Origin of the sequence: Pedobacter sp. ASV28 (assembly GCF_016428855.1) — a bacterium.
GTDB lineage: Bacteria > Bacteroidota > Bacteroidia > Sphingobacteriales > Sphingobacteriaceae > Pedobacter.
This window is the reverse complement of the sequence record NZ_JAELTN010000020.1, coordinates 42,171-64,856: the sequence shown is the minus strand read 5'-3', so window position 1 is coordinate 64,856 and position 22,686 is coordinate 42,171. Positions and strand designations below refer to the sequence as shown.

Annotated in this window: 18 protein-coding genes; 10 read left to right on the top strand and 8 right to left on the bottom strand. The window is 38.4% G+C overall.

All coding sequences use genetic code 11. The annotated features are described in order from the left end of the window. Positions 1 to 117 precede the first annotated feature (117 nt). Both JHD79_RS09515 and JHD79_RS09510 read left to right on the top strand, forming a co-directional pair. Positions 118 to 2,577, top strand: a complete 2,460-nt coding sequence (locus JHD79_RS09515; protein ID WP_199118998.1) for a bifunctional UDP-N-acetylmuramoyl-tripeptide:D-alanyl-D-alanine ligase/alanine racemase — start codon at positions 118 to 120, stop codon at positions 2,575 to 2,577. 126 nt (positions 2,578 to 2,703) lie between these two features. Further along, positions 2,704 to 3,294: a DUF502 domain-containing protein gene (locus JHD79_RS09510; protein ID WP_199118997.1), complete on the top strand. Its 591-nt coding sequence runs from the start codon at positions 2,704 to 2,706 to the stop codon at positions 3,292 to 3,294. Here the strand turns inward: JHD79_RS09510 and JHD79_RS09505 are convergent. The 3 genes from JHD79_RS09505 to JHD79_RS09495 all read right to left on the bottom strand — a co-directional run bounded on the left by JHD79_RS09505 (position 3,291) and on the right by JHD79_RS09495 (position 6,373). Beyond that, a complete protein-coding gene (locus JHD79_RS09505) occupies positions 3,291 to 3,785 on the bottom strand; it encodes a hypothetical protein (protein WP_199118996.1) in 495 nt (164 codons plus the stop codon). The genes JHD79_RS09510 and JHD79_RS09505 overlap by 4 nt on opposite strands. A gap of 356 nt (positions 3,786 to 4,141) precedes the next feature. Continuing rightward, positions 4,142 to 4,849 (bottom strand): TIGR00730 family Rossman fold protein, encoded by a 708-nt coding sequence (locus JHD79_RS09500; protein ID WP_199118995.1) that lies wholly within the window; start codon positions 4,847 to 4,849, stop codon positions 4,142 to 4,144. A 15-nt stretch (positions 4,850 to 4,864) separates the two neighbouring features. Further along, complete coding sequence (locus tag JHD79_RS09495) at positions 4,865 to 6,373, bottom strand: sodium:solute symporter (protein WP_199118994.1); 1,509 nt, start codon at positions 6,371 to 6,373, stop codon at positions 4,865 to 4,867. A gap of 296 nt (positions 6,374 to 6,669) precedes the next feature. Between JHD79_RS09495 and recR the strand changes: the two genes are divergently transcribed. The 7 genes from recR to trpA all read left to right on the top strand — a co-directional run bounded on the left by recR (position 6,670) and on the right by trpA (position 14,285). Continuing rightward, positions 6,670 to 7,287: a recombination mediator RecR gene (gene recR / locus JHD79_RS09490; protein WP_199118993.1), complete on the top strand. Its 618-nt coding sequence runs from the start codon at positions 6,670 to 6,672 to the stop codon at positions 7,285 to 7,287. Positions 7,288 to 7,289: 2 nt separating this feature from the next. Continuing rightward, positions 7,290 to 8,105, top strand: coding sequence for an SDR family oxidoreductase (locus JHD79_RS09485; protein ID WP_199118992.1), 816 nt, complete (start codon positions 7,290 to 7,292; stop codon positions 8,103 to 8,105). A gap of 35 nt (positions 8,106 to 8,140) precedes the next feature. Beyond that, entirely contained in the window at positions 8,141 to 10,162 is a 2,022-nt protein-coding gene (locus tag JHD79_RS09480) for a tetratricopeptide repeat protein (protein WP_233164628.1), read from the top strand. 235 nt (positions 10,163 to 10,397) lie between these two features. Continuing rightward, positions 10,398 to 11,387: an anthranilate phosphoribosyltransferase gene (gene trpD, locus JHD79_RS09475; RefSeq protein ID WP_199118990.1), complete on the top strand. Its 990-nt coding sequence runs from the start codon at positions 10,398 to 10,400 to the stop codon at positions 11,385 to 11,387. A gap of 169 nt (positions 11,388 to 11,556) precedes the next feature. After that, the gene (locus JHD79_RS09470) at positions 11,557 to 12,183 is read left to right on the top strand and encodes a phosphoribosylanthranilate isomerase (RefSeq protein WP_199118989.1); all 627 of its coding nucleotides are present in this window, start codon (positions 11,557 to 11,559) and stop codon (positions 12,181 to 12,183) included. A 72-nt stretch (positions 12,184 to 12,255) separates the two neighbouring features. Further along, complete coding sequence (gene trpB, locus JHD79_RS09465; RefSeq protein ID WP_199118988.1) at positions 12,256 to 13,437, top strand: tryptophan synthase subunit beta; 1,182 nt, start codon at positions 12,256 to 12,258, stop codon at positions 13,435 to 13,437. Between the two features lie 77 nt (positions 13,438 to 13,514). After that, on the top strand, positions 13,515 to 14,285 hold the full coding sequence (gene trpA / locus JHD79_RS09460) for a tryptophan synthase subunit alpha (RefSeq protein ID WP_199118987.1): 771 nt from the start codon (positions 13,515 to 13,517) through the stop codon (positions 14,283 to 14,285). A gap of 127 nt (positions 14,286 to 14,412) precedes the next feature. On the opposite strand, the gene JHD79_RS09455 is transcribed toward trpA, so the two are convergent. From JHD79_RS09455 to JHD79_RS09435, 5 genes are all read right to left on the bottom strand, one after another. Then, positions 14,413 to 14,949, bottom strand: coding sequence for a hypothetical protein (locus JHD79_RS09455; protein ID WP_199118986.1), 537 nt, complete (start codon positions 14,947 to 14,949; stop codon positions 14,413 to 14,415). Positions 14,950 to 15,023: 74 nt separating this feature from the next. Beyond that, complete coding sequence (locus JHD79_RS09450) at positions 15,024 to 15,572, bottom strand: GNAT family N-acetyltransferase (RefSeq protein ID WP_199118985.1); 549 nt, start codon at positions 15,570 to 15,572, stop codon at positions 15,024 to 15,026. Beyond that, positions 15,565 to 16,737, bottom strand: coding sequence for a Na+/H+ antiporter NhaA (gene nhaA, locus JHD79_RS09445; RefSeq protein ID WP_199118984.1), 1,173 nt, complete (start codon positions 16,735 to 16,737; stop codon positions 15,565 to 15,567). The genes JHD79_RS09450 and nhaA overlap by 8 nt, the downstream gene beginning before the upstream one ends. Positions 16,738 to 16,897: 160 nt before the next feature. Next, complete coding sequence (locus tag JHD79_RS09440) at positions 16,898 to 20,080, bottom strand: T9SS-dependent choice-of-anchor J family protein (protein ID WP_199118983.1); 3,183 nt, start codon at positions 20,078 to 20,080, stop codon at positions 16,898 to 16,900. A gap of 124 nt (positions 20,081 to 20,204) precedes the next feature. Further along, positions 20,205 to 20,825, bottom strand: coding sequence for an L-threonylcarbamoyladenylate synthase (locus JHD79_RS09435; protein ID WP_199118982.1), 621 nt, complete (start codon positions 20,823 to 20,825; stop codon positions 20,205 to 20,207). Positions 20,826 to 20,925: 100 nt separating this feature from the next. On the opposite strand from JHD79_RS09435, the gene JHD79_RS09430 reads away from it, so the two are divergent. Continuing rightward, positions 20,926 to 22,566 carry an FMN-binding glutamate synthase family protein gene (locus JHD79_RS09430; protein ID WP_199118981.1) on the top strand — a complete coding sequence of 547 codons (1,641 nt, stop codon included), beginning with the start codon at positions 20,926 to 20,928 and terminating at the stop codon, positions 22,564 to 22,566. Positions 22,567 to 22,686: the final 120 nt, after the last annotated feature.

Below are 22,686 nucleotides of genomic sequence, written 5' to 3'. Positions count from 1 at the left end.
GTTCCTTATCATGATTAAATAATGATTTTATCCATTTAATTATTATTTAATCATGGATGGTTCATAAATAATTGCTGAAATTCGTAAAAAAATCTTGTTAACCTATAATTTTCTATCATGAAAGCTGAGTCGTACCAAATTCAGGAGATTGCGCAAATTGTTCATGCCCAAAGTTTTTTAAGTGCACCTTCGGCTACCATTAGCCATTTGGTCATTGATAGTAGAAAATTAAATGATCCTGAATATGCGCTTTTTTTCGCTATTAGGGGGCAGCGTGATGGTCATCAGTTTATTGAACATGCTTATCGCAACGGAATGAGAAACTTTGTAGTATCTACATTAGGTTTGGAAGAGAAGTATCCACATGCTAATTTTCTGGTGGTAGAAGATGTCCTGCTGGCCCTGCAGCAGTTAGCCGCCGAGCATCGAAGAACTAAGCATTTAAAAGTAATTGGCATTACGGGAAGTAATGGCAAAACGATTGTGAAGGAGTGGCTTTATCAATTGTTGGGAATAGACCATCAGGTAGTACGTAGTCCGAAAAGTTATAACTCGCAAATAGGGGTGCCACTTTCCGTTTGGCAGATTGGCCAGGAGCATAACCTGGGCATTTTTGAAGCAGGGATCTCTACCGATGGAGAAATGGAAAAACTAGCTGCTATAATTGCGCCTGATGTTGGGATTTTGACCAATATTAGAGAAGCACATGATGAAGGATTTGAAAACAAGACGGAAAAACTCAAAGAGAAGCTCAAATTGTTCCAAGAAGTAGAATTGTTGATTTATTCGCCAGATTATATTGCCGCAGATGTATTGGGATTGCCCGGAAAAACAAAGTTTACCTGGAGCACCCAGCAAGCGGCCGATCTACGAGTGATCGCAATAGAGCATGGCCCATCCAATACTGTACTTAAAGCACTATACAAAAACGAGGAGATAAGTTGTGTAATTCCTTTTACCGATGCAGCTTCGATAGAAAATGCGATTATTTGTTGGGCCACAATGCTGGCCATAGGCTATCCAGTACATGATATTGGAGACAGGTTGGGCAAACTGGCGAGAGTAGGGATGAGATTGCAGTTGATAAACGGTATAGACAACTGCTCCATCATTGATGATTCCTACAGTGCAGATCTATCATCGCTCTCCATTGCCCTCGATTTTTTGAACCAGCAAAACCAACATGTCAAAAAAACATTGATCTTATCTGATCTAGTAGAGACAGGAAAGTTAGATGAAGTATTGTACAGGGAGATTTCATCTTTGCTTCAGGAAAAGAAAATTGATCGTTTGATCGGTATTGGAGAACATATTTCGGCTCATCAGCATTTATTTGCCCTAAAAGAAAAATCATTCTATAAAGATACTACCGATTTTATCGAACAATTGTTGAACGAACATTTTGCTAATGAAACCATTTTGGTGAAAGGCGCCCGTAAGTTTGAGTTTGAAAAGATCATTAAAAGATTAACACAGAAAATCCACGATACGGTTTTAGAAATAAACCTCAATGCATTGCTTGGTAATCTTCAGTTTTATAGATCCAAGCTATCTTCAGGCGTGAAGACCATGGCCATGGTGAAGGCTTTTTCCTATGGTAGCGGTACGTTTGAAATTGCTAACCTATTGCAGTACCATAAGGTAGATTATTTGGCTGTAGCCTATGTAGATGAAGGTATAGCACTACGTAAGGCAGGTATTGGCTTGCCTATCATGGTCATGAGTCCCGAACCCTCGGCTTTTGATGCCATGGTGAGGTTTAAATTGGAGCCAGAAATATATAGCATTGAATTATTGCAGAACTTCCTTCATTTTTTACCGACAGATGTAAAAGATTTTCCCATTCATTTAAAGTTAGATACAGGCATGCACAGGTTAGGTATAGAATTGGTAGATTTATCTTTGCTATTGCCTTTGCTGAAGGAAAATCAAAAGTTAAAGGTAGTCTCTATATTTACTCATTTAGTAGCCAGTGACGATAGCCAGCACGATGAGTTTACAGAATATCAAGTCTCCACCTATCAGACCATGTACACTAGCATTGTGGAAATATTAAATGATAAGCCCATTCGGCATGTACTGAATACTTCAGGTATTACACGTTGGCCCAATATGCAGTTTGATATGGTGAGGATTGGCATTGGCTTGTATGGTTTTGATACCGCGTTGCCTAATGGTCGTGGTCTCCAAACAGTGGCGGTGCTCAAAACGACCATTTCACAGATTAAGCTCATTGCTCCAAATGAAACGGTTGGTTATGGGAGAAAAGGTGTATTGCCAAACGGAGGTAAAATTGCTACGGTAAAAATAGGCTATGCCGATGGTTATAGCAGGGCATTGGGCAGTGGGGTAGGCAAAATGTTGGTAGCAGGGAAACTTGTGCCCACCGTAGGCGCAATATGCATGGATATGTGCATGTTGGAGGTCACGGGCCTCCATGTTAAAGTAGGGGACGAAGTAATGGTATTTAATGAAGAACATACCATAGCCGACGTGGCCAAGGCCATTCATACTATTCCCTATGAAATTTTGACCAATGTGTCGCAAAGGGTGAAGCGGGTTTATTATTATGAATGATTTGCGGGTTTTTGCGGGTTTGTTTGTTTACTTGTTGGCTGGACTTCGCTATGCGCCAATCGCTAATCACCTAAACAACCAACCATCTAACCACTAAATCAACTAAAAAATAACTAATTTTACCACATGAATAAGATAGGAAAGGTATTGTTAAATTACCTTATTAAGGGATTGTTGATCGTGGTGCCCATAGCCCTCAGTATTTTTATTGTGGTGTGGGCTGTTACTACTGTAGACAGTTGGCTCAATATCAACAATATTCTTGGCGTTGATCCTAAGACAGGTGAAAGTCGTAATATACCGGGTCTGGGTTTGGTGTTGGTGTTGGTCATTATTCTTATCGCCGGTATTTTTGTGACCTATTTTGTGACCGAACCCATGTACAATTGGTTTAGGCGTTGGTTAAATAAATTGCCATTGTTCAATTTTATCTATAGTTCTATAAAGGACCTTACGGAAGCTTTTGTGGGCGATGAGAAAAAGTTTAACCACCCGGTATTGGTAGAAGCAGAAGGCGAAATGAAGCGTATAGGCTTTCTGACCCAGAACGATCTGAGCAAGTTGGGCCTTCCCGGCGAGGCAATTGTCTATTTTCCTTTTTCCTATTCTTTTGCGGGACAGGTTTATGTGGTGAAAAAAGAAAAGATCAAGCCGCTGAACATGAGTGCTGCCGATGCCATGAAGCTAGTGGTAAGTGGAGGGGTAACCCATATTTAAATTTGCCTAATGGTTACCGTAATAACGATAAAGAAGATAAGGCTAACAAGAATACGTGAAAAGAATTCTTTGATATAAATCCCCGCAAGTAATGCCAGTTCATGATCTAAATTCTGTCCGTGAACTGTACCAGCACCAGTTGAGGCTTTATAATGGAGTTGGGTATCCTGGTAATTGCTAATGTCCCATTGGCTTAGCCAGCCATTGGTATAGCCCCAAGAAAAAGGCGTTTGGTCTTTCAGTACTACCGTAGCCTTTAATTGCCAAGGGTGATAGGTGATTACGCCAAGCTGCTCATTATGATCCCCGTAAATGGTCGTTGTTACATTGGAAAAACCGTTCGATCTAAAATGATAGTTTTTTTTTGACATAATGCCCAATGCATGATTATTCCAAGTTTCAAAAATCAGGTTGCCGCAAATTTGGCCATCGCAGAAAATTTGATACGAACTATCAAACACCCCCTTTGTCCATGTAACTATTTTTTCCATTGATAGGTTTTTGTTCATTAGATGAAGTATCGAACAATACGTTACATCCCATTTCAATATTGCTGAAAATAACGAAATAAAACAGGGACTTGTTTTATAGTCTTATAGGTTAGAAAAGCAATTGTAGTATGCTATGGTGGCGTCAGTCCCGTTTTTGTTGCAAGTCCTCATTTTGCTGCGCTTCATTGCGGGCTTTCCACGACAACCCGGTTTAGTCAAGCTAATGCTGTGGATCGTACAAAGTGCTCAAGAAAACCTCTAAATCCAGTAACAGGCGCTATAAAGTGGAAATGGCAGAGAGGGAAGTAAAAAGAGAGGCTACCATTACAGCTAATGGTAGCCCGTACCTCAATAAATTAGAAGTTTGGTTTCAATACATATTTATCATAGAACCTGAAAATATGTTCTGCTGCCTCTTCGGCAGTATCCACCAATCTAAAAAGATTTAAATCTTCTGCATGGATATTATGTTCTTTTTCTAGCATGGTCGATTTTAGCCAATCTACCAAACCACCCCAATAGGCAGAACCTACCAAAACAATAGGGAAACGGGCAATTTTGCCGGTTTGTATTAATGTCAGGGCCTCAAAAAGCTCATCCATGGTGCCCATGCCTCCAGGTAGTACAATAAAACCTTGGGAATATTTCATAAACATGACTTTTCTTACAAAGAAATAATCGAACTCTAAAAGCTTACTGGGCTCAATATATTTATTGTGGAACTGTTCAAAAGGCAGGTCTATATTTAAGCCTACCGATTTGCCTCCGTTTAGATGGGCTCCCTTATTTCCCGCCTCCATAATACCTGGCCCACCGCCTGTAATTACACCATAACCACGTTCGGTTAACAAACGTCCACAATCAACCGCAATTTGATAATAAGGATTAGTTTCGGCAGTTCTGGCCGAACCAAAAATACTTACACAAGGGCCAATTTTAGATAGTTTTTCAAAACCATCTACAAATTCGGCCATGATCTTGAAGATTTGCCAGCTGTCGGTTACTTTTATTTCCTGCCAATCCTTGTTGGCAAACGCACTTCTTATCTTCTCTTCACTGTTCATACATTAAAATTTAAATTAAAACCTAGTCTGCTGGTCTGTTTTTTTACTAATCAGCAGCAAACCTATAAATGTAATGAATCCATTTATTAAAATAAGTTCTACGCTAAAAACATATCCACCTAACAGCTCTTTGGAATTTGTGGCAAAGAAATAGCACAAAATAGGAGATAAGATACAAACTAAAGGTACTAATTTGTCATGCAGGCCACGGTTTTTTACAAATAGGCCAAAAGAATATAAGCCCAGCAAAGGCCCATAGGTATATGATGCGATAAGGAAAATCAAACTGACCACCGATGAACTGTTTAAGGCATTGATGACGATGATCACCAAAAACATCAGGATCGAAAAGGCGATATGTACCATATGTCTTTTTCTTACGGCATCGCTTTTTTCTAGATTTTCCTTTTTGTTCATGCCCAGGAAATCTACACAAAATGAGGTGGTTAAAGCTGTTAGCGCACTGTCGGTAGTTGCAAATGTTGCGGCCGTTAAGCCTAGCATAAATACAATGGCAGGTATGGTGCTAAGATGGTTTAAAGCAATTTCAGGAAACAATAGGTCCGTTCTGGGCTTTCCGGAAACATGGTCCAAAGGAATATCTATGCCGTTTTTTGTGGCAAAAATATAGAGTAATGCCCCTACGCTTAAGAAGAAGATATTTAAGACTACGAATACCACAGTAAAGCTGAACATATTTTTTTTGGCTTCTCCAATGGTTTTCATGCTCAGGTTTTTTTGCATCAGATCTTGATCTAAACCCGTCATGGCAATGGTTACAAAAATCCCTCCGATAAACTGTTTGCCCAAATGGAATTTATTCGCCAGGAAATCATCTAAAAAGAATACCTTCGAATAACTGCTGTTCTTGATGGTTTCAAAAGCCTGCGGAATGTTGAGGTTGAGGCTGCTACAAACAAAATAAATGGTTAAAAAAACAGATAAGACCAAGAAAAAAGTTTGTAATGTGTCTGTGATAATGATGGTTTTTAGACCGCCTTTAAAAGTATATGACCATATTAGTCCTAACGAAATTAAAACCGTAATCCAAAAAGGAACACCATAACTGTCGAATATAAATCGTTGCAGTACAATAACAACAAGATATAGCCTGGTTGCAGAACCTAAGGTTCTACTGATCAGAAAAATAGAAGCTGCGGTTTTGTAGCTATAATAGCCTAATCGTTTTTCTATATAACTATAGATGGATGTTAAATTCATCCTATAGTATAAAGGTAAAAGTACAGTGGCGATAATAATAAAGCCAACGGCGTTACCTAAAACGAATTGGAAATATTGAAATTGATTGCCCGCAGGCGCACCAACTTCGCCAGGTACCGAGATAAAGGTTACTCCAGATAAGGCTGTACCGATCATGCCAAAAGCAACTAAATACCATTTAGAGTTTTTATTAGCCAGAAAGAAGGTAGAGTTGTCGGAAGATTTCTTTGACGTTGCAAAGGCGATAATAATTAAAAGGCCAAAATAGCCAATTAAAAAACACAATAGTATTGTAGGACTCATATATAATTTGATTAGTGGCTAAAAGTAGCAAAAACTTGCTAAAACTTGCAAAAGTGCTTATCTAAAAAATAAAGATATATCTTTTAGTATGATAAACCATATGCATACATAGGTGATATAGTTAGAATGAATCTTTAAATATGGAGGAAAGTAGACCGAAAGATTAGCTATTATATACTACAGCAAATAGAAATACTGACGGGCTTAATATGTTGACGATAGAATTAACGATTTTAATTATGGATAGAGAGCAGCTAACGCTTTGCCCTCTGCACCTAAATACCTAATTTTGTAATATGAATTTTTCTTCCAAGTTACTCGAAGATGCTGTAAACGAGTTTGGTAAATTGCCGGGAATTGGGCAAAAAACCGCATTACGCTTAGTATTACATTTATTAAATAAGGATCAGGCAGAGGTTTCACAATTTGGAAATACCCTTATCAAGCTAAAAAACGAGATAAAAAACTGTTCCATCTGCCATAATATAGCAGATGAGGAGATTTGCAGTATCTGTACGGCCCTAAAGAGGGAAAAAGATGTCATTTGTGTAGTGGAAGATACCAGAGATGTAATGGCCATTGAAAATACCAACCAATATTATGGTGTTTACCATGTGTTGGGTGGTTTAATATCGCCTATGGATGGTATAGGCCCCTCAGATCTGAATATAGAAAAGTTGGTAGAAAGGGTAAGAACATCAGAAGTAAAAGAGATTATATTGGCCCTGAGCGCCAATATGGAAGGTGATACCACCTTGTTCTACCTTCATAAAAAATTAAAAGATTTTAACATTCCTATTACCACCATTGCTAGGGGAATAGCCTTTGGTGGAGAATTGGAATATGCAGATGAAGTAACCTTGGGACGATCTATCGTTACCCGTGTACCCTATGAAAATACCTTAATCAAATAAGTATGAGTTTAAAAGATAAGATTGTTGTCGTTACAGGTGCATCATCTGGCATAGGAAAGGCCTTGGCCGAGGAACTTGCCAAAAGAGGCGCAAATATAATTCTGGGGGCTCGTCAATATGTAACACTTTGTGAAATTACGGCAGATTTGGAAGCAAGATACCCGATCCGTGCCTTGGCCGTACAGACCGATGTTACAAAAGAAGAGGATTGTGAAATGTTGATCAAACAAGCTATCCTTACCTTTGGTAAAATAGATGTGTTGATCAACAATGCAGGTTTATCCATGCGGGCGCTATTTAAAGATTTAGACTTATCGGTGCTCAAACATTTGATGGATGTGAATTTTTGGGGTACGGTCTATTGCACTAAATATGCTTTGCCGGAAATATTAAAAACGGAAGGTAGTATTGTAGGCGTATCTTCGATAGCAGGTTACAGGGGCCTACCAGGACGTACCGGTTATTCGTCGTCTAAGTTTGCCATGAATGGCTTCATGGAATGCTTGCGTACCGAACTCTTGAAAACGAATGTGCATGTGATGGTAGCCTGTCCAGGTTTTACCACATCTAATATTAGGGTAGCTGCCTTGGCAAAAGATGGAGTTGCACATGGCGAAACCAGTATGGAAGAGGGCAAAATGATGAGCGCTGAAGAGGTGGCTGTCCGTATTTGCAATGGCATTGACCAGAGGAAACGTACACTTATCATGACCAGACAGGGAAAGTTGGCCGTTTGGATAAATAAGTTATTCCCTGCATTTGCCGATAAAAAAGTTTTTGAGGTATTTACTAAGGAAAAAAATCCATTGATAAAATAATCATCTTATGCGCTCTAGGCATAATTCTTATTTTGATGATTTTTAGTTTAAGCAAAACGTTGTATAGAAAAAGTAATAGTTACTCATTTTTACGTAAGATATATTTCCTTTTAGCACTGATCATATTCTACTTTAATCTTATAGGTACGTTTGTTTATGGACAAAAAAATACCCGAGAATTAAAGAATAGCAAAGACTATATCGGTATTGTAAAACACTATCGTTATCTGGATCCAGATTCTGCCTTGTTTTTTGTTAAAGAGGGATTGAAAAAGGCGCAGCAGGATAAAGATAAACTGGGAGAGGCTGCATTGCTCAATCAGTATGGAATGATTGAAGATAATGCAACGAGATATAAAGAGTCCAGAGAAAAATATCTTCAGGCAGAAGCCATTTATAGAAAAGAAAAAAATGAAGCAGGTCTAGCTTCGACATTGGTTAGGCTGGGTGTGGTGGAAAAAAGAAAAGGTAATTATGATAAATCGCTGTCCTATTTTATTGATGCCCTAAAGATAAGTGAGAAAAACAAGGACAAGTTGGGCATGTTAGAGGGACGGGTGGTATTTTCTGAAACTTATTATAGCTTGGGCGAATATGAAAATGCGCTAAAAAACTTGGATATGGCAAGAGCCATAGATAAGGAAATCCCACTGTCCAGCTTTTCCCTCAATATGTACATCAGCTACGGCTACGTATATATTAAGATGAAGGAATACGATAAGGCCATCTATTACACGAAAATAGGACTTGGGAAAAGTAATAAGGTAGAATATAATGGTTTAAGGGTAAGTCTGTTAAAGTTATTGGGCATGGCTTATGGGAAACAAGGTGATAAGGATAAGGCCATTACTGCTTTTAAGCAGGCATTACAGTTTTCTAGAAAGATTAAAAATGCGTTAAGAGAACAGGAAATCCTAATCGAATTATCAAATATATATGTAAATGATGCGCCCAATACGGCCTTAAAATACCTTAAACAAGCCCTCGAAATTGTCGATAAACATAAAATGTCCCGTCAGCAGATCACCATTTTAAATGCAATGAGCGAGCTGTACAAAAAGAAGGGAAATTTGGCGGAAGCACTCGCTTTGCGGGAGCAGAGCTATGAGCTGGCAGATCAAGTCTACTATAAGGATATGATGAAACAGATCTCTAGCTTGGAAGCGGATTATGACCTGGAGAAATCAAACGCGCAGTTGAGAGAGCTGACCCTGAAGAATAGCCGAGAAAAAATGGCAAAAAACGTAATTCTTTCTATTGCCATAGGCACATTTCTGCTGCTATTGATTATCCTGACTTATTATTTCCGCTCCAAGTACCTGAACAAACTATTGAAAAAAGCAAATTATCAGCTTGAAGAAAGTAATAATGTTAAAGATAAATTCTTCTCTATTATAGCGCACGATATCAGGTCGCCATTGGTGTCTACCATAGGCATTCTTCAGTTGATTAATGATGACGAGATAGATAATGCCACCAGAAGGGAAATGGTTGGAAAACTGACATTGCACTGTAGAAGCAGTTTGGAAATATTAGATAAATTGTTGAAATGGGGACAGATGCAAATAAAGGGAGTTCGTTTAAACATTACCGAATTCAACCCAAAAAGGAATATAAATAGAAATATAGCTTTGCTAAGACAGGCAGCAGAAAAAAAACATATTGCCCTGAAAGTTGAGGTGCCTGATAATATTCTGGTCAAAGCAGATGGTGATCATTTTGATTTTGTAATAAGGAACCTATTGGCCAATGCCATTAAGTTTACCGAGATAAATGGCCTCGTACATTTGAATGTCGAACCGATAGATAGGAATATGGTTCGTTTTAGTGTAATTGATAATGGAGTGGGTATAAGTACCAACAGAATAAGGCAGATATTTGAACTATCGGGAACAAGTACAAATGGCACTTCTCAAGAACAGGGAACCAGTTTGGGACTGGTAATCTGTAAGGAATTTATACAGGCCAACCATGGCGAATTGAAAGTAGAAAGTGAAGTAGGGGTAGGTACAAAATTCATGTTTACCCTAAAAGGCTTTCAAAGCTTATCAAATTAGCGTTAAAATAAGAGGCTGGTTAAAAAAAATTAAGCGGTTTATAATTATTTTCAAACAAATTTTGCATTTAAGCAAAAACAATTCCATATTTGCCTACAGAATGAGACAAGTAAACGTAAATACAATTTGGTGGTGGCATAACGCAATAGCGTGATGTGACCTTTTGTACGTTTATTTTTTTAATAAGAATATTTTAGAAGGTTGCTGATGAGGCAACCTTTTTTATTTTAACCCCATGAAGAAGATACTTAACCACCTTTTTGAAAACAAAACTTTTAGTCGTGTAGAAGCACAGAAGATATTGACCGCTATCGCTCTGGGAGAATTTAACCATTCGCAAATAGCCGCATTTATTACGGCCTATGGTATGCGTAATATCACTGTAGAGGAGTTGCAGGGTTTTCGCGACGCCATGCTGGATTTGTGCCTGAAAGTTGATTTTTCCGATTTTGAACTGGTAGATCTTTGTGGTACCGGTGGCGATGGAAAAGACACTTTTAACATTTCAACCTTGGCCTCTTTTGTAGTAGCCGGAGCAGGCTATAAAGTGGCAAAACATGGTAATTATGGGGTTTCTTCTGGCTGTGGTTCGAGTAATGTAATAGAATACCTGGGCTATACTTTTACCAATGATGAAAGCAAATTGAAACAAAGTTTGGAACATGCGGGTATTTGTTTTATCCATGCCCCTTTGTTTAATCCTGCCATGAAAACAGTGGCGCCCATACGTAGGGAACTGGGCGTGAAAACCTTTTTTAACATGTTGGGGCCAATGTGTAACCCCGCAAGACCAAAGAACCAGATGGTGGGTGTCTTTAGTTTAGAATTGGCCCGTATTTATGCTTATCTGTATCAGCAAACGGATAAGAATTATACTATTGTACATGCAGTAGATGGCTTTGATGAAGTTTCGCTCACCTGTAGCTTTAAAACTTTCAGTAAAAAAGGGGAAGCTTTAGTGAATATTTCCGATCTGGGTTTTGAAGAATTGGAAGAGAGGCAAATTCAGGGAGGTGATACCGTAGAGTCATCGGCAAAGATATTTATGGATGTTTTAAATGGTCGTGCAACTTATGCGCAAGCTAATGTGGTATTGTGTAATGCGGCTTTGGCTATCCAAACGATCAAGCAAGAGGCAAGCTTTGCAGATTGTTATTATGAAGCAGAAGAGTCGCTGGTGAGTAAAAAGGCATTAAATAGTTTTAAGAGTTTGGTAGGCAGTTAATTCGTCATTGCGAGGAGGAACGACGAAGCAATCTTTCTTTCTGTCGTTCTGAGCAGAGTGAAGAATCGGTAAGTAGCAATTATTAAACTTACAGATTCCTCCTAACTTAGGAAGGACAAAGTGTGGTAAGATTGTTTTGTTCCTTGCAATGACGACCGAAAAAAAAGTAATGAAATTAAAAATAAAAGTTTGCGGAATGAAACATGCAGCCAATATTGCTGTGGTGGCAAATTTACGTCCAGACTACATGGGCTTTATTTTTTATGTGAAATCACCTCGATATATCAGTGAAGTTGCTGCCGAACTGATCAAATACGTACCCCAAGATATTAAGACAGTGGGCGTTTTTGTTAACGATACCTTAGAAAATGTAAAGGTCACGGTTTCAAAAAATCACTTAAAGGCAGTGCAGTTACATGGTTCAGAAGATGTGGATTATTGTCGAGAAGTAAAAGGTTTAGGTGTAGAAGTGATCAAAGCTTTCGGTATTTCCACCGATTTTGATTTTAACCAATTGGAGGTTTATTTGCCAGTGGTAGATTATTTCTTGTTCGATACGCAAACTCCAGTGCACGGTGGTTCGGGTAAGGTATTCGATTGGAATTTACTTGAAAAGTACGAGCTGGCTAAGCCTTATTTCTTAAGTGGCGGAATAGATTTAAATCACACAGAACAAATTAAAGAGATAAAAGACGATAGACTTTATGCGGTAGATGTTAACAGCAAGTTTGAACTTGAGCCTGGCTTGAAAGATGTAGAGAAATTGAAATTTTTTTTTGATGATTTAAATAATTAACTGTCATTTCGAGAGAAACGGGGAATCTAAATAGATACTTCGCTACCCTCAGTATAACAAAAAGGTATAAATATGAATTACTTTGTAGACGAAAGAGGTTATTATGGTGATTTTGGAGGTGCTTACATCCCCGAAATGCTGTATCCAAATGTAGAAGAACTTAGACAACAATATCAGCGTATCATTGATGATGAGCAATTTAAAAAAGAGTTTAAGGCCTTATTAAAAGATTATGTGGGCAGACCTTCGCCCCTATATTTGGCCAAACGGCTATCGGAAAAATACGGGGCAAATATCTTTCTGAAAAGAGAAGACCTTAACCATACTGGCGCACATAAAATCAATAATACCATTGGGCAAATTTTATTGGCAGAAAAACTAGGTAAAAAGCGCATCATCGCAGAAACTGGTGCTGGCCAACATGGTGTGGCAACCGCTACGGTTTGCGCTTTGCGTGGTTTAGAATGTGTAGTATATATGGGAGAGGTGGATATTAAACGTCAGGCACCCAACGTAGCTCGTATGAAAATGTTGGGCGCTAAAGTAGTTGCAGCTACTTCTGGTAGTAAGACTTTAAAAGATGCCACTAATGAGGCCATGAGAGACTGGATTAATAATCCCGTAGATACACATTATATTATAGGCTCGGTAGTTGGTCCCCATCCCTATCCAGATATGGTGGCACAGTTTCAATCTATCATTTCCTTTGAAACCAAGAAGCAATTGAAAGAACAAACCGGGAACGAACTGCCCGATTATGTCTTGGCCTGTGTAGGTGGGGGAAGCAATGCCATGGGGATGTTTTACCATTTTATTGATGATCAAAGTGTAAGACTGATTGCTGTGGAAGCAGCCGGCAGGGGCGTTGACAGTGGGTTTTCTGCCGCTACTACAACTTTGGGCAAAGAAGGGGTGTTGCATGGTAGCAGAAGTATCTTAATGCAGACAGAAGACGGCCAAGTAGTAGAGCCACATTCTGTTTCTGCAGGTTTAGATTATCCAGGTATTGGTCCACAACATGCACATTTGTTTAAAACTGGGCGAGGGAAATATGTGTCTATTACTGACGATGAATCTTTAAATGCTGGTTTATTGCTGACACAATATGAAGGGATTATTCCTGCTATAGAAAGTGCCCATGCTCTGGCTTACCTTGAAAAAATGGAATTTAAAGGTGGTGAAAATGTAGTAGTTTGTCTTTCGGGAAGAGGCGATAAGGACATGGAAACTTATATGAAATATTTTAATCTTTAGTTAAGAGATACGCGTATAGCATTTGGTAATTAGAATAAATATGCCAAGCGCTACACGACAAATGCAATACTTACAAAATGAACAGACTTCAACAATTATTTCAAAAACAACAGAAAGATTTACTTTCTATATATTACACGGCAGGTTATCCGAATTTAGGTGATACTTTAAAGATTGCCGAAACTTTAGAGCAAAACGGTGCTAATTTCCTAGAAATTGGGTTTCCTTACTCAGATCCAGTGGCAGATGGGCCGGTGATACAGGCGAGTAGCAAACAAGCTTTAGATGGTGGAATGACTTTACACTTGTTATTCGAACAATTAAAAGACCTGCGCCAAAAGGTCACCATCCCAATTTTATTAATGGGCTATGTGAATGTGGTGCTACAGTATGGTGTAGAAGAGTTCTGCAAAAAATGTAGGGAAGTAGGTGTAGACGGTTGCATCATCCCAGATTTGCCCATGTATGAATATGAAGAGCTGTATCAACCTGTCTTCGAAAAATATGAGCTGAGCAATATTTTCTTGGTCACACCGCAAACTTCCGAAGAACGCATTCGAAAAATCGATGCGCTAAGTAATGCATTCATCTATCTGGTATCTTCTTCGGCTACCACTGGGAGCAATTTGGCCCTTTCCACCCAATCTAGCGACTACTTTAAGCGTATCGCAGACATGGAACTGAAAAATCCTTTCATGATTGGCTTTGGTATTTCTGATAAAGCTACCTATGATTCGGCCAATAAATATGCTAGCGGTGCCATTATTGGGAGTGCCTTTGTAAAGAATTTGAAGCAAGATGATTTAGAGGGAAGTATTAAGGAATTTATGGTACAATTTAGCGTTTAAATAGGGCTATCCAAAAAGGTTTATTGGTATTAACGCGCTAAGAAATAATTTTCTTGTGACCTTTGAAAGGCTATTCTAATGATGTTTTATGGTGAATAGATAATTAAGAAATAAACGTAAGCCCTTTTTATTTACCCATGATTTCTTCAGATTTTTTGGCGATGTCTATAAAGTAATGGTCAATCTGGGCATCGTACGCTCTAGTATGTTTGTCTACTGCTTGGTATATAAGTTGATAACATTCTTTGTTCAGGCTGCAGTATTCTTTATATAATCCAATTTTTTGTTTTACCTGTTCATTAAGATTTAAACTATTTACACTATCCAATAATTCCAGGTTTCTATTCCAATAGTATATACCTATGTTTTGTATTTTTTCCAGGGATTTTTCTCTGCCAGTTAAAGTAGTGTCAACAGGCATGATTCCCTGTGCCATGTCTGCCATAGAATAAAAGTCAATCATTATTTCATTGAACCTGTTCTCTTCAGGTGAACCATCTGATATTCTGGTAATGGGGATATGTTTTTTAGTTTTTTTTAGGGATGAACTAATTTCTTGCTGAACCTTTTTGAAAACAAAAAATCCGCCCGCAATTATAATGCAAAGTGGAATTACAATAGCCATTGTAATGACTAAAGGCCTAGGAATGGAACTAAGAGACATCTTTTTTAATAGATTTTATTTTTTGAAAGTTGATATAAAGTTTGCCTAAAATACTATTTTCTTCGAAAGAAAATTTATGCTAATTTATTGGCTACCCATTCTTCTCCAGTTATATAGAACCAATAATGAGGACTGCCTTCATAATTGAAGGTTTCTTTTAACTTCAGTCCACATTTTAGTAATGTATTTTTAGATGCTGTATTTTTAACATCGCAAATGCCATAAACTATATTTAAATTTAAGACTTCAAAAGCATATTTTAAACTGGCAAGTGCTGTTTCGGTAGCGATACCCTTTCCCCAATACCTTTCTATCAGTCGATAGCCTATATCATAATAATTAACATGGCCATTTACGGGTGAGGTAATATATTTAAATCCTGTCCAGCCTATAAAATCATTAGTTTCCTTGTCAATAATGGCCCATCGTCCAATTCCTAAATCTTCGTATTGCTTTTGGATAAATTTGACCGTGTTTTCAGCTTCTTCCAAAGTTTGGATTGGTTTTTTTCCTAAATGGACATGTACTTTTGGGTTGCTATCAAGTTCAAATATCCCAGTGGCATCTTCAGCAATTAAAGGCCTGATCAAAAAACGATCGGTTTCTATCATAAGATTATCCATTTTGTTTCTTTAGGGATTTTAAGAAAATAAAACCTGCTAAGCCAGAAAATATAGAAGCACAAAGAATAGCAAACTTAGCTTCTGTGATATGTAGTGGATCGGTAAAGGAGAGCATGGCAATAAAAATAGACATGGTAAACCCAATGCCCGCCAGCATCCCAACACCTAATACATGTTTCCAACTGGCAGCGGTGGGTAATTTTGCCAATTTTAGTTTTACAGCTATAAATGAAAATAAAGTTACACCAATGGTTTTTCCCAAAAATAATCCTAATATAATACCTAGCGCTAAAGGCGAGTTTAATCCCTCGATCATTCCACCTTCAAAAGTAATGTTGGTATTGGCCAATGCAAAAATAGGCATGATTAAAAAGTTGACAGGTTTAGTTAACCAATGTTCTAGCTTTTCCAAAGGTGATAACACGTTTGTTTCATTGGTCGGAATAGTGAAGGCAAGCAATACCCCTGCTATGGTAGCGTGTATGCCAGAATGGTGTACAAAGTACCATAAAAAAATACCTGGAACAAGATAAAGCCAGATCGGTTTCAACTTGAAATAATTAAATACCAATAATAGGGCCAATATTCCTCCTGCTATTGATAGTTCCTGCCAGTGTATCTGTTCGGTATAAAAAATCGCGATGACCAGAATTGCGCCCAAATCATCAGCAATAGCTAATGCGGCCAAGAATATTTTTAAGGAAGAGGGCACATTTTTGCCCAACATGGCAATAATAGCTAGCGCAAAGGCAATATCGGTAGCCATAGGTATGCCCCAACCACTGGCTGTTTTTTCTCCCTTGTTAAATATAAAATAAATAAAAGCTGGTATTAACATTCCGCCAACAGCAGCTAAAACGGGTAGGGTAGCTTTTTTTACAGTGGAAAGCTCACCTTCAATGAGCTCTCTTTTGATTTCTAAACCCACCAACAGAAAAAATATGGCCATCAAGCCATCGTTGATCCAGGCAGATAAACTATAACGTACCGCTGTATTTCCTATGGTGAAACCCAAGTTTGAAGCTAATAAATTTGAAAAGCCATCTTTTAAACCGGTATTGGCAATAATTAAAGAAATAACTACACAAAAAAGAAGCAAGATGCCACCGATCTTTTCAGAGTTGAAAAATCTGGCAAATATCGTCGCGTTTATTTTTTTTATCATGATATAGCTATTGATTGGTTATTTAATATTTTTTACCCGCTACCATAACCTATCCGAAGCGGGTTGGTATGTATATAATAGGGGCCGACTGCTAAAATACCAAAATAATAACAAAAGCCCTTTAGAATTGTCTAAAGGGCTTTCTTATTAGATTTAAAAATTATTGTTTAATAAACCTACTGTGATAAATTATGCCATTGTCGTTAATTTTAACCAAGTAAATTCCAATGGGTAAGTTTTTTAGTTTTTGGTTCAACTGTCCATTCAAATCGCTGATGTGACCTGTTTTATCCAATTGTATTTTCCCGTCTGTACCGGCTACGGTTAGTTTTAGCTGTTTGGAAGTACTGGTAAAGCTGATGCTAATGTCATTTTTTACAGGATTTGGATAGATGATCAAGCTAGTGCTGCTGCCACCTAAAAATTTAATGCTCTTAATGTTGGAAAAGCTGATTTTTCCGTCAATATCTGTTTGTTTTAACCTGTAATAGTTAATGCCTTGTACGGGATTTTCATCAATTGCCTGGTAGGTTGCTCCTTGTGGACCTTTACTTTTGATATCGGCTATGTCAATAAATTTTTTCCCATCTGTAGAACGTTCAACGGTAAAATAATCATTGTTTGTTTCCGATTTGGTTTGCCATTCTAATGCTACCATATTACCCTTTACCATAGGGCTAAAATAACCCAGTTCGATAGGTAGGGCACTTGGTACGAAAAAATACCGGGTCTGTATAGGATAGTGATCTGTAGTGGTGCTGCTATAACTGCTTACCAATGAGGTAACATTGTCTAATACTTCTGCCGAATTGTTTAGGTAGTTATTGTTTAAGTTTTTATTAATGATCACATTGTCTATCACCGTGTTGAAGCCGGCTGTAGATCTTTTTCCCGCTAAGCTTAAAGGTAAGGTTATAGGGATATAATTAGCTTGGTCTAAGGTAAAATCACTATAGGATGTTCCAGTACCGGCAGGTTTTGGGGCAATGGTTTTATCTGGATCTAACACATCATTAAAATCGCCGAGGATAATTACTTTTTTGCCAGAAAGATTGGCATCTATAAACTGTTTTAACTGTTGGGAACCACCCTTTCTCCTGTCGTACGAATCATTTTGTGCCGCTACATCGCCCGTATTGGCTTTTGCATGGATTTCTATAAAATAAACGGTTTCTTCTACGCCATTTACCAATACCTTAGCCTCCATTAAGAAAGGGAAACGGCCAGATGACCAGTTTTTATAAGGAGATCCCGTTCCGTTGTTCGATGTGTTGCCAGGGTAATAAGTATCCCTTAAAACACCATACCATTGTACAGGTTTAATAATATCTGTACGGTACATAAAAGCTAGTTTCTGGGCACTTGCATATCCAGAATGGGTTTTGCTATCTGCATAAGAGCCAAAGTCGCTAAAAATGACATTATAGCCTGTAGGTAAAGAGCTGTTTCTAAATAAAGTAGTGTCTACTACTTCCGATAAGCCATAAATATCAGCGTTAAGGTTGTTGAATATGGTTTTAACATTAGCCGCCTGTTGGGCTTTATTGCTCGGCCCATTTCCACTGGCACCAAACCATTCAATATTCCAATTCACCACTTCTAAGGTATTACTGGTATTGAAGGAATTTCCAGAAAGATTTAGTGCTTGGTCGGCTACCCCTGTGGTAGAAATAATCAGATTCTGATTATAATTTGTATTTGCTACAGAAGGACTGAACTTTGCATATACAGTAGTAGAAGTATTATTGGTTTCGGCAACGGTATAACTTAAAGAAGATTCAAATGTACCACCGCTTGTTTTTGAAATGGTAAAATTGGCAGGTGCATTCAATACAACGTTACTGCTAATGTTGCTTGCCGAGAAAGTAAATGTTTTTGCTGTAGAGGTAGACCCTGCCGCTTGATAGCCGAAACTTAAGGCATTTATAGGAAGGTTTAGCGCTGTAGGGGCTGGAGTGGATGAATTGGTAATCTCAACATCATCAATCGTCCATCTGGAGCCGTTGGTTGTTGTAGAAGTGTAAACGAATGCAATATACACGGTCTGATTCTTAACGTTGGATAAATCTATGTTTTGAGATTTGGTCCATGTATCAGAAGTAGCCAAAGGAAATTTGCCATCTAAATCAACCCAAGTAGCAGATTCCGGATTTCCTGAGCCAGTATAATTGGTAGAGTATTTTAATTGTAGCTGATCTCCATTGAAGGCTGTCCTGCTCCAGAATGATAATAATGGATAGGTCATGCTAGAAAGATTCAAGGGAGGAGAAATTAGCCAATCTCTATTTTCGATATTTCCACCTGAATAGCCATTAATTTGGATGGCATTACCTAAAGATGCCTTGCCTGTTGCGTCATTTGCATCGCGACCAAAGTTGGTGCAGGCCCAGGTTTGTGCGCCAACAGCACTATATTGCGTAAAACCATCAGCTAGTGTAGTGCTATTAACAGGGGTACAATTTTCAAAATTAAAGGAAGTAATGTTGGGATCGATACCTGTTCCACTCAATGCTATGGACACTGGAGGATTTAGACCACCACCGGTAATTGAGAGGTTGCCATTGGCATTCCCTGCTTCGTTAGGAGTAAACTTAACATAAACATCTTTGCTGGTTCCGGTTAAGTCGGTACTGGTGTAAGTAATGCTACTGCTATACGAACCATTAATGGTTTTTGAAATAGAAAAAGGTGCCGCAGTGGATAGTGTTACATCAGTATTATTTAGATTTCCATAGGTCAGTGTTAATGTTTTTCCTATGGGTGTCGCCTGTAAGTTTTGGGCACCAAAACTTACAGGCGTACCTGTAATTGACGGGCTGTTGGAAGCCGTTTCATAATAAACTTCCACGTCATCAATAAATGCCCTTACCGGACTTACGCTTTCTATTTTTACGGTTGCATTTTGTGTACCCCCAGTAAATGTCAGCGTATTCGCTTCTAATGCCGAAGTCATGGTACCGTTGTAGTTTACTGTTTGAGATGTTGAACCAACGGTTACTTTCACACTTCCACCTGCACTCCATCCTTTTACCTTAAAGGAAATCTTAAAATTTCCACTGTTTACACTAAGGTTTAATGCTCTGCTGGTTAGAGAACCTGCAGCACTGCTTGTGCCTAATTTAATCATACCACCGGCAGAATAGCCTCTTTCAATTGTGGGGAAATTTGCGTTTCCTGCCCAAACAGTACTTGAAGGACCATCAGATCCAGTACTGGCAGTATTTCCACCAGCGGTTAAGCTAGAAAAATCTTCTTGTAAGAGGTAAGTTTTGTTCTGCGAAAAAGCAAGTACCGGAAAAACCAGCACAAACAGTAAAAGGATTTTTTGTAAATGTCTTTTCATATATAATAAGCTTTGTTGTCCAAATTATTTTAGACGGTACAAAACTACCCTTCGATTATTATGAAGTTGTTAATCTGGTATTAAGGTAGAAAGGATAACAATTAATTAACAAAAGAATAAAGTGTTACAGAAAATCTTCTATTTTGCCTTTGCCCTCACGAATAACCTCAAAATCACCTGTAGTACAATCTATAACAGTGGAGGCCTCGTTATCTCCGTAACCACCGTCGATCACGATATCTACCAGGTCTTCATATTTTTCGTGGATCAGTTCTGGATCGGTAGAATACTCGATCAACTCATCGTCATCCCTGATAGAGGTAGAAATAATCGGATTGCCCAAAGCGAGCACAATTTCTCTGGCAATGTTGTTATCGGGAACCCTAATACCTACGGTTTTTTTATTGGAGCTTAAAAGTTTAGGTACATTGTTGTTGGCATTGAATATAAAGGTAAACGGACCGGGAAGCGCTTTCTTTAATATCCTAAAAACAATGGTGTCAATCGGTTTAACGTAATCTGAAATGTTTCTTAAATCGGAACAGATGAAAGAAAAGTTGGCCTTTTCCGGTTTTATGCCCCTAATCCTACATATTTTTTCTATGGCTTTATGGTTAGTAATGTCGCAGCCTAGCCCATAGATCGTATCTGTAGGGTAAATGATCAATCCACCTTTCTTGAGCACTTCTACTACCTGTTGTATGGCTTTTTCGTTAGGGTTTTCGGGATATATTTTGATTAACATATGTAAAAATAACAAAATGTAACGGGAGTTGTTTTAGGATCATAATTTATAATTGCTACATTAGCAAAAAACAGATTTTGGTGTTAAAATATAATTTGAAATGAGAAAAGCATTTGTTGCAATTGCCGCTTTTTTGATTGCATTTACGGTAATGTTAGGACTTTATCATCCATTTTTATGGTGGACATTCATCTTTACTGGTCCATTTGTAATATTAGGGATTTATGACTTGTACCAGCCTAAACATAGTATAGTGAGAAATTATCCTGTTTTTGGCAGGTTAAGGTATTTCATGGAAGAGCTTAGGCCAAAAGTGTACCAGTATTTTGTAGAAAGCGACACCAATGGCACACCTTATAATCGTTTAAATCGTTCTTTGATTTATCAGAGGGCAAAAAAGGAGCTGGATACCATTCCGTTTGGAACGCAGCTTAATGTTTACGAAAATGGTTACGAATGGTTAAGCCATAGTATTATGGCCATCAGCCATCATGACTTAAATTTACATCCAAGAGTATTAGTAGGTGGCCCCGAGTGTAAACAACCATATTCGGCCAGCATTTATAACATATCGGCAATGAGCTTTGGTTCATTGAGCCAGAATGCCATATTGGCTTTGAACGCTGGAGCCAAACTAGGTGGTTTTGCCCATAATACTGGAGAAGGAGGAATTAGTGATTACCATAGTCAAATGGGAGGAGATTTGATCTGGCAAATTGGAACTGGCTACTTTGGTTGTAGAAATATAGACGGAACCTTTAATGGTGAGGCTTTTGGAGAAAGAGCACATACCGATCAGGTCAAAATGATCGAAGTTAAACTTTCGCAGGGGGCAAAGCCTGGACATGGCGGAATGCTGCCTGCTAAGAAGGTAACTGCCGAAGTAGCACGCATTCGTTTGGTGCCAGAAGGTAAGGATGTATTATCTCCTCCAGCACATTCTGCTTTCTCTACCCCCATAGAGATGATGAGGTTCATCCAGAAGCTGAGGGATTTGTCGGGAGGTAAACCGGTAGGATTTAAACTTTGCATAGGTCGTAAAAGCGAATTTTTTGCGATTTGTAAAGCGATGATAGAGACCGGCATCTATCCAGATTTTATCACTGTTGATGGTGGAGAGGGTGGCACTGGAGCGGCCCCACAGGAATTTTCCAATTCGGTAGGGATGCCTTTGCGAGACGCTGTAGCATTTGTATATGATGTATTGGTGGGTTTTGATCTGAAAAAACATATCAAAATTATCGCATCTGGTAAAGTGGCCACTGGTTTCGACTTGGTGAAAAATATAGCCTTGGGTGCTGATATGTGTAATGCAGCCCGTGGAATGATGTTTGCATTAGGCTGTATTCAGGCTTTAGAATGTAATAGTAATACCTGCCCAACTGGTGTAGCAACCCAAGATGCCAGTTTGATGAAAGGCTTGGTCGTTGAAGATAAAAAGGTTAGGGTAAAGAATTTTCATAATTTAACGGTGGCTAGTGCGGTAGAGCTGTTGGGGGCAGCAGGCTTAAAAGAGCCAGGCCAGCTTACCAGAGCTTATATCAACCGAAGGGTTAGTCCGAATGTCATACAAAATTATCGCGAAACCTATCCTTATATTCCAGAAGGTTGTCTGTTGAAGACCCCATATCCTTCCCGTTTTGAACTGGGAATGGCATTGAGCACTTCGGCTAGTTTCCTGCCTACAGATTATAAAGTGACAGAGGTAGATTATCAAACAGCTAATCCTTATCATGAATAAAGTAAAATGAAGAAACTATTTTATTTGATGGTGATATTATGTCCGCTATTTGCTACGGCACAAGAACAATATGCTATAAATACTACTGTTAAACAACTGAAGATGGCAACAAGGTTTTTC